Genomic DNA, 12,966 nt, shown 5'->3' on the forward strand with positions numbered 1-12,966 from the left:
ACTGTTACTCTTGTCGTTGCAACTCGCCCTCGCGAACGAGATACCAAGCCGGGAACGGAATCTGCATTATCGATTCGTCTGTGTCCGGAATGTCCCAGTCGTGGGTCGTCATCACTGCTTGGTCAAGTTTCTCTGCAACTGGAATTATCGGCAGCGACTGATTGTACGCGAACGCAATCTCTTGAATTAGTTGATGCTCTTCATCCTCATCGTGTGTGCGCTCGAGTTCGGTGAGCGCCTCGTCGAAGTCGAACTCCTCGGATTCGCCATCGGGGTCATCGAGCGCCGGCACGTCGAAGTCTGTTGGCGCGTCATTATGATTTTGCGGAATGCTGCCGACAACCTGGTCGTTCCACGCTTCATATGGATGGCCGGTTGCACCGTAGAAGTCAGCGGCGATTTCGAAGTCGCCGCTATCCCAGTCGTCGGCCCAGTAGGCGTCGTCGTCACGAGCGCGCAGTTCCGAGTCGAATCCGAACTCCTCGAGGTGCTGGGCAACGGTCTCGAGTCCGTCGATCCAGTCGCTGAACCCTGCTGGTCCACGAATCTCGACTGAAAATGGCTCGCCATCGTCGTCGAGCCATTGGTCGTCATCATCGCGTTCGTAGCCGGCCTCTTGCATGAGCTCTTCTGCACGGTCCGTATCCTGGCTGTAGTCGGTGAAATCGTCGAGAACGTCCTCTAGGTACTCCTCTTCGTGAAGTTCTGCGAGCCCCGTCGGGTGAGAGACTCCCTCGTAAACCGGTCCGCCAGCATTCTGTGCGACATCCTCCTGATCGATCGCAAATGCAATCGCTTGTCGAACGCGAACGTCCTGAAACCGCTCGTGGCTGTGCTGTGGATAGATGGCGAGCCCTTCGTTTGCCGGAATCAACCACACTTCCACGTGATCTGGGAACCCCTCGAGGACGTGTTCCGGGATGAACAGCGTCGAAAAGCCATCGAGTTCGTCCTCGATGAATCCTTGCCAGCGCGCTTCGTTATCTGGGAAGTGATAGAACGCGTACCCAGCGAAATTCAGCTCGTCCGTATGTGGGTACTCCTCGAACACGTCGAAATACGCCGCTTCGGGATTGGCTTCCGAAAACGCGAACGGACCGTTCCCGACGGGTTCGTCGGGGGCAAAATCGAGGAGTTCCCCGAGGTGTTCGTCATGCTCGTCCGACTCGAGTTCGGTGTCCTCGAGTGGATCGAGGTACTCCTCGTAGACATCTGCTTTCGTATCGATCTGGAACTCGAGGAGAACGTTCTCGAACAATGCCGGGTTGACGTCGCCATCGAAACTGAAGTACAGCGTGTGGTCATCTTCAATTTCGATTTCGTCAACATATCGCCAGATGTTCGAATCACCGAAGCCGTGATGATACTCGAGTCGGAACTTCGTGTAGACGTCTTCTGCGGTGAGTTCGTCCCCATCGTGCCAGACGTAGTTCTCGTTGAGAAAGAGGCGAAGTCCGTCCTCGTCAACTTCCCAGTCGTCACCGATTAGCGGCCGGAAATCGTCTGTCTCCGGCTCGTACTGGAATAGCTGGTCGGTCGCCATCTCCATCATATCTGCATCGTAGCTCGTTGGATTGTATGGATTAAATTGCACCTGATCGGGTTGATCCCACGCTGGAATTCTAAAGTACCGTTCGTCCCCGTTTCCACCTGTTCCCCCTTCCTCACCGGCCGGCTCTTCGTCTGAACAGCCGGCAAACCCGGCGGCAAGTCCGGCTGCTCCAACTGCATGGAGGAGTCGACGGCGCGAAACTGGTGAGTCATTCGACTGGCGCTTGGTATTACTCGGCATACTCCAACACAACCGTTGATCTATCGTTAAATAAAGATTATGGTGGGTGACATCCTCCCCGGTACAGTAGACAAAATGCCCTTTTCAGTGTGTATAGGGCTCGAGACGTACCTTTATGATCATCTCTCACTGTATTTTGTACGCTCTGTGTCATCGGTGGGCCACGGCAATGATTGATGGCTACTCGAATCTGTGTAATTTCTTTTCTTTCCCGTGAATTCGCCTTTCAGTCGTCGACTTCCGCAGGATCTCGAGAATATACCAGTGCAATAGTTTACACTGGTACACTCGTAATTAGCTGTGTCTCTATTACGAGTGGCGAGATACCAATTAACATGAATTCTATACTGAGACGGGTATTCAAAACGATTTATCACAACATAGTCGTCGGCCAATTGATTATTGTGTCGATGTTCGATGTCAAAATAAGTGGTGAAATTTTGCTTCGCAGATTATATTTTGTTGTCTGGCCACCTGTATCAGGGAGTTCACATCACTGGTTGGCAATCTATCTACACAACTTTCAAAATGCTGCTCAATATGTAGTATCGATTGTAGATAACTCAGCGCCAACTAACAGAACTGGCTATGGATGACTCAGACAGTTAACCCCTGCCAATTATCACTTTTCCTCGAGCGACCGTTCAGTTCGACAGAGGGCGTATCACAGCAAATTAGCGCTTATCTATTTCGAGTCTGGTCAGGATCGCCTCGTATTCCTCCTTGAACGCCCCTTTCCCACCGATACTTACGACTCCGTCAGCAGTTTCGATATCGAGTGCGCATTCGATGACCGCGCCTTTTGTCGGTTCGACGAGTTGCTGACGGATATCGGTAATTTGGCCGGAAAATTGCTTTTGGGTCGTTGTATCGGTCGTTGAGCGTGCTTCAACCGTTGCGAATAGCGATTCACCGTTGGTCGCGTGGACGGCAGCTTCCATGACTGCGTACTGAAAGCACGAGTACGTCTTTGGAAGTGAATTTGGTTGCCTGACGTTCGTCTCTTCAGCGAACTTCCACTCGTTACTTAGAAAATTTCCGTAGACGACCGGTTCGATGTAGGACTGGCCGAACGCGACCGCTTTTGTTTGTTCAGATGGATTCGTGAGCAATGATCGGGGTGCAAGTAGTCCAAAACTGCCATCGACAGCGAGTTGAATCGGTACTTCCGTTTGTTGTGTACGCGTAACGTGTGCAATCTCGTCGAGATCAAACGCGTCTACAGCAAGTTGTTCTTTCAAGTTGCCGTATGTTACCAACAAGACAAACACATCTCTGTCAACTGCAGCAGCGAGCGCATCGGTTAATTCTGCAAGAAGGACTGGCGGAACGATAATTGAAATGATTTGATCCGCTTCGTCGATGAACTTCTGGATTCGCTTTTTCAGACTGGGGCCTGATTTAATCACCTGAACGGTTTCGAGATCCGCTTTCGCTCCGTTGTATTGATCGGCCAACTGCTCGTGGAGGTGATCGATATTCGACCTGTATCGTTCTTTGACACGGTCCGGCGGCGTTGGGCGCAACAGCGTTGGGGTAACAAAATCAACCATTTCAACAAGTCCATGTGTCTCGAGGCGTTCAGCGGTATTGTAGACGTGGCGCTTTGAGACACCAGCTTCCTGTGAAACCTCTTTTGCAGTCGTTTCTCCGTGCTGGAGAATCGTGGTGTACGTGTCGGCCTCCTTTTTTGTCAACCCAAACGATTGCAACAGATCCGTAAGCCCCGAGTCGTCCATACCTCGAGGTAGTCACTGCCCCATGAAAGTTCTACCCTAAACTCTAATTTCGATGAGATGTGTCCAGTCGCTCCGTTTTGTCAGATACACCGCAATCTTGCCGCTTCAGAAACGGGCTTTCACAGGAGGTGTGAGGAACTAGTATGGCATCGACACGTGTCACCGTCTGGAACGAATTCGTTCACGAGCAGGAAAACGACACCGTCGCGGAGCTCTATCCCAATGGGATCCATGCAACGATCGCTGACGCCCTTGAGGAGCATGGCTTTGAAACACAGACTGCAACCCTCCAACAATCTGAGCATGGACTCACCGAGGACGTCCTCGCAGAAACGGACGTGCTCACTTGGTGGGGCCACACGGCCCATGACGAAGTCGACGACGAAATCGTCGAGCGGGTCAAAGAGCACGTCCTCGAGGGAATGGGACTGCTCGTCTTGCACTCGGGACACTTCTCGAAAATTTTCCGCGAACTGATGGGCACCACCTGCGCGCTCAAATGGCGCGAGGCCGCCGAACGCGAGCGCCTGTGGGTCGTCGAACCAAGCCACCCAATCGCCGACGGCATCAACGAGTACATCCAACTCGAGGAAGCAGAAATGTACGGTGAGCACTTCGACATCCCACAACCCGAGACGCTCGTCTTCAATTCGTGGTTCGAAGGCGGCGAAGTGTTCCGCTCGGGCTGTTGTTACCGCCGCGGTAGCGGGAAGATTTTCTACTTCCGACCGGGCCACGAGACGTATCCCGTCTATCACAACGAGGAGATTCAGCGGGTCCTCGCAAACGCCGTCGAGTGGGCCGCACCCAGTGACGACCGCTCGGAGCCAGTTCGTGGCAATCACGACCCACTCGAGGAGATCGACACGAGCGACGATCGAACCGTTCACTGATCCGCTCGTGTCCATTTCGCCCTCTCGGTAGTGTTAAGGGAAACTGTCGGAGTAGGGCGACGTATATTTGATCACCATCCATCCGAAAGTGGTTTTACCATCTGTGCTACGAGTTCCTCCACCAAATCATATGGTGTGAATAATACTATTTTTATCGACAAGTCTGGGGGACAGATCGAGCTAAAATAGTAAAATAGTCTAACCTTGGATAAAACCCTGCCTAATATCCCGACTTCCATCTCCATAGGCCTACTGTGGTCTAAATCATCACATATCGGTTGATGATATGCGGGTCTGATTCACACCTATCTATCAGATATGTGTTGTATATGTCTATTTCTATATTTGAAGTTATTTTATCCACTTACTCTCATGATTTCCGATACATGAGCGTTCGCTTTCGACCTCTGCCGTAAGTAACTCTCTATAAGCGGTCAAGGCAGAGTACCACGGGTCACCTGACCCGTGGGTGAATGCCGACCAATCACTACCTTTACAACGGTTCACGACAAGAATATGATAATGCAAGATGCAGGACTCACTCAGACACTTTCTTTTGGATTAACTATCCAAACGGGGAGTTCTGACAACTTGCACGAAGGATGTCTCGAAGCCAGACGAGTCCGTAACGAAGTCAACCGACTCGACAAACACGGGTGGAATTGGGACGACATCCACGATACTGTCGTTGACAACGCCAACCTCATTAAAAACACGACGCAACTTCTCGTCCAGAAAGCTCTCGGAGAGCTTGAGACGTACCACGACCACAAAAATGAGGGTTGGGGTCGCCCGTTCCCCTATATCGACGAGGCGTATCCGATGCGGATGAACCACGACGAAGGATACGCGCTCAACGTGGATGATTCGGGAGACGTTCGGTTCCGCATCAGCTACAAACCGTACAACCACGTCAAAGGCGTACTTCGTGGCAGTCCCAACCACCTCGAACAAGTGAAAAACGCGCTCGAATCCGAAGCGTGGCGAGTGGGAGTGGCCGAACTTGTGTACAAACACGGTGAATGGCGACTGCATGTCACTGTAACCCACAAAACACGCACAGTATCGTCCCCAGACAATGCTGGAACTGTTGTGGGTGTAGACATCAACGAGGACTGTGTGGCACTTGCCGCTATGTGTCGAGACACGGGCGACGTACTTGATTCAGTCGTCATCGAGTACCCGGACATCAAGTGGGTTCGCCACGAGTTCTTCACCAAACGCAAGCGGATGCAGACAGTCAGGCAGACTGCGTTTGAAAACGTTGTCCGAACCGAAGAACGGGACTTCGTTCACGACCAACTCCACAAAGTATCGCGTGATGTGACCCAATGGGTTTCGCAATTCAACAACCCAGTAATTGTCTTTGAAGACCTCAAAGACATGCGAGACTCAATTGATTACGGCACGCGGATGAACCGTCGCTTACACTCCTTGCCGTTCGCGACACTCCGTGAAATGATAGCGTACAAATCCGCATGGAACGGTGTTCCGTCGGATGACGTGAATCCAGAGTACACGTCCCAGCGGTGCCCTCGCACGGAGTGTTTGCATACGGAACGAGCTAATCGAGACAAGAAACGGTTCAAGTGCAAGGAGTGTGGATTCCAAGACCATGCAGACCGGAAAGCGGCAGTGTGCGTGGCGCAAGAATGGTTTGACGACCACGATGAGAATGTGCTGTCTCTCGAAACCTTTCCTCGAGTTCGGAAGGTGAGACGGACAGTATCGGGCCTGTGTGAAGAGGCCGACGCTCACGGAGCAGTTTTCGCTTCGGGTGTTACCGACACGGAGTCGGCGCAAGACTCACAGAGTCGAGCGCGAGCGGAATTAAAGACTGTTGCGTCCACGGCGGACTAGACACAGACGCCCCGCGTCACCCGACGCGGGGTACTTCACCTCAGTTCGTTGTTAGTGATGTACGCTAATCGACTGCATTTGTGAATTGCAAATATAATCGAATCTGACTCGCGGCAAAGAAACTAGATAGCTATTTAACCAGGTATACCAAAGTTTGGCACACGAGAAACGCACCTGATACGGAACTGACCGACCCACAATTACACGGAATCCACCCACTCAATTCGTTGAAATTGAATCTCACGGTGATAATTGATGACACAACCACTACTCAAGCGCATACTTGTTCCAGTCGCCAACGAAGACGATGCATATACAACCTGTCATGGAATCAAAAACCACCTTGACGGCTGTACGGAATTGCACGCCATCCATATCATCAAGAAAGGCGGTGGTGCCCCCGATAAAGCACCGATCGATCTCCGTCGCGAGCAGGCCGAGGCTCTTTTTGAAATCCTTGAGACCGAACTGGCAGACACAGCGTGCGAGCTTTCGACAGAACTTCGATATGGAACAAATGTTCTAACCGAAATCATCGCAGCTGCCGAGGAGAATGATGCGACAGCGATCGCTTTCACACCGCGATCCAGTGGCCGAATTACGAAAGTACTCACTGGAAACAAAACTCAGAAACTCGTTTCCAAAAATCACGTTCCTGTAATCGTCCTCCCAACAGATAGCGAACAGGGATGACGACTGACAGCGAGTCTGTGAAGTGGCCGTCCGTCCGAAAACATATTCGGTAATATACTATTTCGCTCGAGTTCGTCTTGGCTATCGCTGACAATATCTTGTTGTCGCCGGAAACATATTATGACTGTACGATTGTATACCAACATAAATACCCCTGTATCTGTACAGACAAACTCGTATTAGGTGGTGCGAACATGCCAAAACGATATTAGTATGTTAATCTCGTTATATTTGATGTTGATGAAGTGGCCGACTCCCATAACGCATTGCACAACGTTGGGCAGTCATCAACGTACTACCGACACCGCTGGATCGTCGCTTAGTGACATCGACCAATCCCACGATGGCCTTGAGTGCAAGTACGGGACCGTGCGAGCTGCCGTGGTCAGTTACTCTATAGTAACAACTGCAACTATGTACACCTAATCGCATGATGGCCGTGCGATCAGGTGTGCAGTGACTTGCAGTGACTACTCTAGTCGCGGCCAAACTGAACTCGGCGGTCGGCGTACGGGAAACTTGCAATCCGCCTCATGAAAACACGGCGACAGCGAGGATGGCGAGCAACGCATGCCAGACGATGGCCGTCGCTACGACCCGCGGATCTGACGCTGGGAGCGGCGGGTTGCGAAAGATTGCATCATAGACAAACAGCGTCGCGATGACCGTCCCAACGAACAGGCCGGTCTGGAATCCGATTGCGGTCAGACTCCCTAGAACGACCCCAATCAGCAGGCTCCCAGCGATGCCAACAATGATTTTGTCGTAGTAGTCGAGCATGGTATTCCCCTTGGGCGAGTATACGGCCCCAACCAGTAGTAATCTGCTGTCAGTTAGCGCCGGGCAGGAATACATTTCTGTTGGGCCCACGACCACGACGGTATGCACATCCTCGTTCCAATTGACGACAGTGAACCTGCTAAGAAGGCATTGAAACGCGCGGTAACAACGTATCCTGATGCAACTTTCACCGCGCTCCACGTCGTAGAGCCGTCGGTTGCAACTTACAAGAGTGCCACGTCGAATCACTACGACTTGCAGTTGCCCGTCACTGCCGAGGATACAAACGTCGATCCCATATTTGTTGACGTCTCGACGCTCGCAGACGACCACGATACCACCATCGAAACCGAAATTCTCGTCGGGTCGCCCGCTCGAGCCATCGTACAGTTTGCTGAGACGAGCGACGCGGAGCAGATCGTCATGGGGTCTCACGGCCGTACTGGCGTGTCTCGTGTGCTGCTTGGCAGCGTGGCAGAGCGGGTCGTGCGTCGTGCGCCGATTTCAGTAACGGTTGTGAGATGAGCGCACGCTGGGACGTTTCGGCCGTGGTAGTGCCCAGACACGCTGTGGGTGCGTTGGTCATCTGGAACAGGCGTCGACGAGTGTCTCTGCATTATGAACGCGATCAGCAAGCGTCTCGAGAAATCGCGCGGCGTCGGCACCGTCGAGCGGCCGATGGTCGAACGTGAGATCGACGGTCATGCGACGGCGAACGGCAACGTCTCCATCGTTCCCGTCGGGGACGACTCGTTCGCGGACGCGATTGACTCCGAGAATGGCGACCTCTGGGGGGTTGCTGACAGGACTGAAAGAATCGAGGCCCAGCGGACTGAGGTTCGTTACCGTGAACGTGCTTCTTTGCAGATGGCTCATCGAGTGGTCTCACGCCTGCACGAGGCCCCGACAGTCGTCATGTCGATGGCGTCGATGCCGTGGCCATGGTGGTGCGTCTGCGCCCACTCGACGTCGCACGAGACGCCAGTGTGAGACAGCAAGGTTGGAGTGCGTTCGAGCGGCCGCGAGTGAGACAGCAGAGTGGCGCTCGGTGAGCCGCACGCGGCAGGATACTCTGGCATCCAGCCCGGACAAATGACCTTTCCACGTTCTCCAGGACTGTCTCGAGCAAAAACGAGTTCTCGAGTGCAACCGATCCAGCGGACTTCTCGAGGGTGTCTCAGCGGATCGTCCCCGTTCGGAACTGATGTCGAAACCGGTCAGTACGGCGGCCGCTGTGCCTGCACGACATCCGCGAGTTGCTGGTGTTCGTCGGCGAGCAACTCGTTGAGGTCGTCGACCGTGATGATGCCGCTCAGTTGGCCATCGTCGTCGACGACCGGCAATCGACGGACGCCGTGCTCGCTCATCAGCTCTGTCGCCTGATAGAAACCGTCGTCGTGGGCAACCGTACACAGGTCTGTCGACATCACGTTCTCGGCGGTGACGTCGTCTGGGTGCTCGCCGTCGCCGATCACCTGCAGCGTGAGGTCGCGATCGGTGACGATCCCGACCGGTTCGTCGTCGTCACAGATGACGATACTCCCGACGCTCTCGTCGTCCATCGTCGACGCGAGTTCTTGGACTCCGGTCTCGGTGGTCGCCGTTACGACGTCACTGCGGGCGAGATTGTCAACTGGCATGATTCCTGTTATCGTTCCACGCTTGCGACTATAATACCGGGTGGTGTCCGTCCCTGACCCGTACTGTCACGAGTATCGACTGCTCCCGTGTCCAGCAGTCTGGGCCATCGATATCCGTCGCTCACTATAGTAGCCACTGCAAGTCACTGCACATCTGATCGCTGGACGGGTCGGCGATCAGTGTGTACATAGTTGCAGTTGTTACTATAACGGCCACTATTCACGTGACCGAGTTCACGGCAGTTCGAGCCAGAATAAGTGGCTCGGAACCGTTCGACGGCGACTCGAGGGTCATCCGGGATAGTAGAAGTCCGATTTTGGGGAGTCGTACGCCGAGGCAGTCCTGAGTGTCGAGATCTTCGTCGGCCGACGATGGCGAACGATAACGACGTCGTAGGCAGTATCCGTGGCAACGGAGCCGCCCACGCTACTCACTGCCGTGACGAGCCGACCCGCGTTCTCGCTCCCGATGAAGACCATCGAGGCGTCCTCGTTCCGCGCGACCTTCCGCAACCGTTTCGCGATCGAGCCAGGCGGAGCACGGCGATCGACGACGGTGTGACGAAAATTCGCGCTCGGGCAGAGACTCGTCACCTGTTCGTGCAACGTCGAGACGACGGTCTCCATATCGAACGCGTCATCCGTCCCGAGCCAGCCGCGTTCTCTGGCGTAGTCCGTATTTCCCTTCGGAATCACGCTCACGGCCACGACGATTTCGTCGAAGACGTTCCCGAACTCGGTGGCTCGGACGAGTGCCGCCTCGGCTAACTCCGACCCGTCGAATGGAACGATCAGTGTCATATATGACTACTTTCACCCAGTATTGAAAACTCGACCGCCACTTTCCACGCAGCGGGAATCCACCAGTCCGGCTGCGAGCAGTCGGCGCTACCGCTGGGACGGCACGTTCGACGTGACCGTCCTCGAGTGATCGGCTCTGTCGGCGAGTGGTTGCCTCACGACGACCGACGGTAGCGTGGTTCGTGGTTCGTGCCCTGCCGGGGCCATCGTTTATTTTTGTGCGAGTCGACAGGACTGCCATGAACTGCCTCGTCGCTATTGATGGCTCTGACGCTTCGAAGAACGCACTCATTCACGCGATTGACGTCGCAGACGCAATGAACGGCTCGGTTACAGCCGTTTACTCCGTCGATCCATCCGTCTTCGAGGAGGGCGGCAGCGAACCGATCAGCGGTCTCGGTGATGCCGACAACCGACTTATTATTGAACGCCTCGACGACGCCGAAGCACGCAGGTTGGACATCCTCGAGGATGCGGAACGAGTCGCCAGCGAACGCGAGGTGAGCGTTGAGACGGAACTGCTGTACGGGAACCCAGTTGTAGCGGTCGCGGACTACGCCGAGGCGTTCGACGCGCTCTTCGTCGGCCATCGAGGACGGTCCGAGCGCGCAGATCTGCTGCTTGGCAGCGTCGCGAAGTCGATTGTCGAGCGGGCACCGATTCCTGTGACGGTCGTTAGATGAGACCGCTAGCCGTCGATTACTCCTCGAGCAGCCAGCCGAAGCGTTTCTCCCAAAACTCCTCGCCCGGCGGCTTCTTCGTCCGGCCGTGGGTCTTTGCGTCGCGGATCTGGCGCTCGAGGACGTCTCGAGCCTCGTTGATTGCGTGCTTGGCTCCGTAGCCCTCTCCGGATGCGATGAACAGTCCACTGTCGGTGTAAAGCCGAACACGGGCGAGCAGGAGCGACCGGCCGCGCCGTGTTTCGTCGTGTTCTTGGAGGTGGACCTTTGCATCGAGGATGTTCATCCCGTGATCTCGGTCGTCGAACTTCTCGACCATCGCGACAATATCGTCGTACGAGAGATCGTCGATCAGGCTGGCTCCGTAGAGTTGGACGCTGCGGTTGCCACCGGCTTCCCAGGTGAGCGAGTCCAGCACGTCGGTCTTCGTCACGATTCCGTAGGGTGAGCCGTCACTGGTCACGACCAGCGAGGAGCCGTCGATCTCGAACATCTCCTCGACAGCCGTCTCGAGCGTTTCGGACGGCGAAATGGTCCGAACCGGCGACGCCATGACGTCCTGAATCGGCAGATCGAGCATCCGCTCGAGTTCGCCTTCCCGCGCACCGAATCCACCGCGACGTGCACGCGCCGTGCTCGAGGATATTTCGCCACCGAAGGGGTCGACGCCACCGGCATCGCCGCCCTGGCTCTGGACTTCGGCCCGCACTGTGAGATCGGTAATGTCGTAGAGACTCAGGATGCCGACTGCGGTCCCGTCTTCGACGACCGGCAGGTGCGTGATACGGTGCTCTCGGAACGTGTGCAGCGCCTCGCCGAGTCGCGACTCCGGCGAGAGCGTGATCAGGTCCCTCGAGGCTGCCTCCGAAACGGTCGCTGCATCGAGGTACGGTGTCACCGCCTCGAGGATGCCGTCGACGGTGACGACACCGCGAAAGTCGCTGTCCTCGAAGACGGGCAGCAACTGTGAGTCGCTGTCGATCATCAGTTGTGCGACTTTGCGGATGTCTTCGTCGGGCGTCAGCCGAGGGACGTGCCAGACCAGCGAGCCGAGCTTTTCGTTTGGCTGGCGGTGCGACGTGGCCAGTTGTCTGCGGGTGACGACGCCCTCGAATTCGTCACCGCGAACAATGACGCCGTTGACAGCGGTGTCTGCGAACGTGCCGACGAGCTTCGAGACAGTGGTATCCGGGGCGAACTCGACATAGTCTTCGGAAATGATGTCTTCAATGTTCATGGTCATGATCGTGCGTGGGGTGTGCTCTTACATGCGGTCCTGTAGCAGGCGTTCTCTCGCAGTCGATAGTTTGCTGGACAGTACCAAATACCCGGTGGTGATTCCCGATCTCTGGTCAGTCTGGTCTATCGGCACCTCGAGATTGGCTCTCGCTTACGATTCGAGATACGCCATTGCCTCCTCGTCGGTCACCTGCCCGAAGTCAGCGTAGAACTGTCCAACACCCCTGAATCCGACGGGAGTCTCGAGACAGACGACTTCGTCGACCTGCGCCTCAAGGTCGGCGATCGTGTCCGGCGGGCCGACCGGGACGGCGAGGACGACCCGGGCGGCGTCGGATCCCTGGAGTTTCGAGAGGCAGGCCCTAACGGTCGATCCCGTTGCGATGCCATCATCGACGACGACCACTGTGTTACCGGTCAGTTCGGGAGCGGATCGACCGCCGCGGTAGCGATCGGCCTTTTGCCGGGCGTTCTCGGCTTCGATCTCACGTCGTTCCTGAAAGTACTCCTCGTCGGTCCGCGTCCCACCGATTGCCTGTTCGTTTCGCCAGACGCTGCCGTCGCTCGCCACGGCACCGACAGCGTATTCTGGATTCCCCGGCGCGCCAATCTTCTTCGCGACGACGATATCAAGCGGTGCCTCGAGCGCGTCCGCGACTGCACGGCCGAGCGGGAGACCGCCACGCGGAATCGCGAGGACGAGGTCGGCGTCGAGCCCGCGCTCGAGCAGGGCCTCGCCGAGGCGTTCGCCGGCGTCGGTTCTATCGGTGAACTGTCGTGTGCTAGCCATCGTCCTAGACGAATCCACGAGACGAGAGACTATATAACGGACCGTCGAACGCAACGCCC

General features: G+C 55.5%; 14 protein-coding genes. 5 read left to right on the plus strand and 9 right to left on the minus strand.

The window, feature by feature from the left end:
• Positions 1-4 precede the first annotated feature (4 nt).
• Together G6M89_RS16410 and G6M89_RS16415 are read right to left on the minus strand one after the other, a co-directional pair.
• Positions 5-1,792, minus strand: a complete 1,788-nt coding sequence (locus tag G6M89_RS16410; protein ID WP_165162959.1) for an ABC transporter substrate-binding protein — start codon at positions 1,790-1,792, stop codon at positions 5-7.
• Positions 1,793-2,466: 674 nt separating this feature from the next.
• Complete coding sequence (locus G6M89_RS16415; protein WP_165162960.1) at positions 2,467-3,531, minus strand: TrmB family transcriptional regulator sugar-binding domain-containing protein; 1,065 nt, start codon at positions 3,529-3,531, stop codon at positions 2,467-2,469.
• A gap of 143 nt (positions 3,532-3,674) precedes the next feature.
• Between G6M89_RS16415 and G6M89_RS16420 the strand changes: the two genes are divergently transcribed.
• The gene (locus G6M89_RS16420; protein ID WP_165162961.1) at positions 3,675-4,424 is read left to right on the plus strand and encodes a ThuA domain-containing protein; all 750 of its coding nucleotides are present in this window, start codon (positions 3,675-3,677) and stop codon (positions 4,422-4,424) included.
• A 71-nt stretch (positions 4,425-4,495) separates the two neighbouring features.
• On the opposite strand, the gene G6M89_RS16425 is transcribed toward G6M89_RS16420, so the two are convergent.
• A complete protein-coding gene (locus G6M89_RS16425; RefSeq protein WP_165162962.1) occupies positions 4,496-4,669 on the minus strand; it encodes a hypothetical protein in 174 nt (57 codons plus the stop codon).
• A gap of 277 nt (positions 4,670-4,946) precedes the next feature.
• Between G6M89_RS16425 and G6M89_RS16430 the strand changes: the two genes are divergently transcribed.
• A complete protein-coding gene (locus tag G6M89_RS16430; RefSeq protein ID WP_165162963.1) occupies positions 4,947-6,284 on the plus strand; it encodes an RNA-guided endonuclease TnpB family protein in 1,338 nt (445 codons plus the stop codon).
• 255 nt (positions 6,285-6,539) lie between these two features.
• The gene (locus G6M89_RS16435; protein WP_165162964.1) at positions 6,540-6,977 is read left to right on the plus strand and encodes a universal stress protein; all 438 of its coding nucleotides are present in this window, start codon (positions 6,540-6,542) and stop codon (positions 6,975-6,977) included.
• 531 nt (positions 6,978-7,508) lie between these two features.
• Here G6M89_RS16435 and G6M89_RS16440 read toward each other — a convergent pair.
• A complete protein-coding gene (locus tag G6M89_RS16440) occupies positions 7,509-7,757 on the minus strand; it encodes a hypothetical protein (protein WP_165162965.1) in 249 nt (82 codons plus the stop codon).
• Between the two features lie 102 nt (positions 7,758-7,859).
• On the opposite strand from G6M89_RS16440, the gene G6M89_RS16445 reads away from it, so the two are divergent.
• The gene (locus G6M89_RS16445; RefSeq protein ID WP_165162966.1) at positions 7,860-8,282 is read left to right on the plus strand and encodes a universal stress protein; all 423 of its coding nucleotides are present in this window, start codon (positions 7,860-7,862) and stop codon (positions 8,280-8,282) included.
• Positions 8,283-8,339: 57 nt separating this feature from the next.
• On the opposite strand, the gene G6M89_RS16450 is transcribed toward G6M89_RS16445, so the two are convergent.
• The 3 genes from G6M89_RS16450 to G6M89_RS16460 all read right to left on the minus strand — a co-directional run bounded on the left by G6M89_RS16450 (position 8,340) and on the right by G6M89_RS16460 (position 10,198).
• On the minus strand, positions 8,340-8,633 hold the full coding sequence (locus G6M89_RS16450; RefSeq protein WP_165162967.1) for a 2-oxo acid dehydrogenase subunit E2: 294 nt from the start codon (positions 8,631-8,633) through the stop codon (positions 8,340-8,342).
• 341 nt (positions 8,634-8,974) lie between these two features.
• The gene (locus G6M89_RS16455) at positions 8,975-9,397 is read right to left on the minus strand and encodes a CBS domain-containing protein (protein ID WP_165162968.1); all 423 of its coding nucleotides are present in this window, start codon (positions 9,395-9,397) and stop codon (positions 8,975-8,977) included.
• 291 nt (positions 9,398-9,688) lie between these two features.
• On the minus strand, positions 9,689-10,198 hold the full coding sequence (locus tag G6M89_RS16460; RefSeq protein WP_165162969.1) for a universal stress protein: 510 nt from the start codon (positions 10,196-10,198) through the stop codon (positions 9,689-9,691).
• 239 nt (positions 10,199-10,437) lie between these two features.
• Between G6M89_RS16460 and G6M89_RS16465 the strand changes: the two genes are divergently transcribed.
• Positions 10,438-10,881: a universal stress protein gene (locus G6M89_RS16465; RefSeq protein WP_165162970.1), complete on the plus strand. Its 444-nt coding sequence runs from the start codon at positions 10,438-10,440 to the stop codon at positions 10,879-10,881.
• Between the two features lie 16 nt (positions 10,882-10,897).
• On the opposite strand, the gene G6M89_RS16470 is transcribed toward G6M89_RS16465, so the two are convergent.
• Entirely contained in the window at positions 10,898-12,115 is a 1,218-nt protein-coding gene (locus G6M89_RS16470; RefSeq protein WP_165163200.1) for a CBS domain-containing protein, read from the minus strand.
• Positions 12,116-12,268: 153 nt separating this feature from the next.
• Positions 12,269-12,907 (minus strand): phosphoribosyltransferase, encoded by a 639-nt coding sequence (locus G6M89_RS16475; protein WP_165162971.1) that lies wholly within the window; start codon positions 12,905-12,907, stop codon positions 12,269-12,271.
• Positions 12,908-12,966 lie beyond the last annotated feature (59 nt).

The organism is Natronolimnobius sp. AArcel1, from assembly GCF_011043775.1.
Taxonomy (GTDB): Archaea; Halobacteriota; Halobacteria; order Halobacteriales; family Natrialbaceae; genus Natronolimnobius.